The sequence below is a fragment of the Kosmotoga sp. DU53 genome (assembly GCF_001639905.1).
GTDB classification, from domain to species: domain Bacteria; phylum Thermotogota; class Thermotogae; order Petrotogales; family Kosmotogaceae; genus Kosmotoga; species Kosmotoga olearia.
The window spans coordinates 1-1,342 of sequence record NZ_JGCK01000094.1 but is presented as its reverse complement, the minus strand read 5'-3'; the positions used below and the strand labels follow the sequence as shown (position 1 = coordinate 1,342).

The 1,342-nt window shown below is 40.9% G+C and carries 2 protein-coding genes; both read right to left on the bottom strand.

Annotated features, from left to right (window positions below):
- Positions 1-713, bottom strand: a 713-nt coding sequence (istB, locus tag DU53_RS11680) for an IS21-like element ISKol10 family helper ATPase IstB (RefSeq protein WP_063728804.1), incomplete at its 3' end; no start/stop codon positions are given.
- Positions 710-1,342 (bottom strand): integrase core domain-containing protein (locus tag DU53_RS11675; protein ID WP_153020864.1); only part of this gene is annotated, 633 nt, incomplete at its 5' end. The genes istB and DU53_RS11675, both read right to left, overlap by 4 nt.

Sequence of the window (1,342 nt, the reverse complement as noted above, 5' to 3'; positions counted from 1 at the left end):
CTGTAGCTTTTTCCACGAATGTTGACAATTGTACAATGATGTAAGAGTCTATCTAATACCGCTGTTGCTAATACTTCGTCTTCGAATATCTTGTCCCATTCGGTAAAGCTTCTGTTGGATGTCAGGATTATGCTTCCTTGTTCGTATTTCTGGCTTACTAGTTCAAAGAATAGCTTCGCTCCTTCTGTATCCAGTGGCAGGTATCCCAGTTCGTCTATTATTAGGAGGTCAAGGGATTTGTAGAATCTAATGGTTTTTTCCAGATGTCTTTCAATAAAAGCTTTCTTTAATCGATCCACCAATGTTATTGCGTTAACAAAGTATATTTTCTTTCCTTCCCTTAGGGCTTCCATTCCAAGACCTACCGCCAGGTGTGTTTTCCCTACTCCAGGAGGTCCAAGGAATACCACGTTCTCTTTTTCGTACATGAATCTCAGGGTCTTCAATTCCATTATCTGTTTTCTGTCTATACTGGGTTGGAAACTGAAATCGAATTCTTCCAGGGTTTTGTGGAAAGGTAATCCGCTGTATCTGAGAGCCGTTATGTATTTCTTGTTCTCGTTTTCTTTCTTCTGGGCTATTAGTAGTTCTTCAATCAATTCGAGAACGTCTTTATCCCCTTTACTCCAGTTTTGAAGAGAAGAATCCAGTACCCTGGAGATTCCTTCCAGTTTCAGTTCTTTCAACAGGCTGTGTACGTTTTCGTAGCTCATACCGCATCACCCACAAGAGCCTGGTATTCTCTCAAAGACCTTTTTTCTACCTGGTCTTTCAAGGGATGTACTGTAATGAGTTCATCGCCATCGTATATCTTCAGTAGTGAACCTTCCACCTGGAGATTGACTCTTTCCCCTGTGTATTTTTTACCAACATGGTATGCCCTTTCTTTGTAGACTATCTGGCCTTTGTCTCTTACGAGTCTTGTATTTAATCTGCGAATCGGATACGATTTACTTAGTTTGTTTAGGTGATTCTTTTCCCTCTCGAATCTTTCGAGAGGGGTTTCTTTTAATTCTGAATGAAGCCGCTGGTTCGCTACTGCTAACCAATCTTTTAATACATTCTTCAGTTCCGTTAGACTCGAATAACTCTGGCCGTAAAGAATATTTTCCCTTACGTAAGGAACCAACCTCTCGACCTTTCCTTTGGCTTTTGGATTATATGGCCTGTGAGTAATCACTTTAAAGCCGTAGAAGTTTGCAAAATCCATGAATCTGGCGTTGTATTCCTTCTGTTTCTGAAGCTTCTTTACAACGGTTTTCATGTTGTCGTACAGACCTTCTGAGGGATAACCACCAAAGTACTCAAAGGCATGCAGATGAGCTTGGAHTCRTCCAAGCTC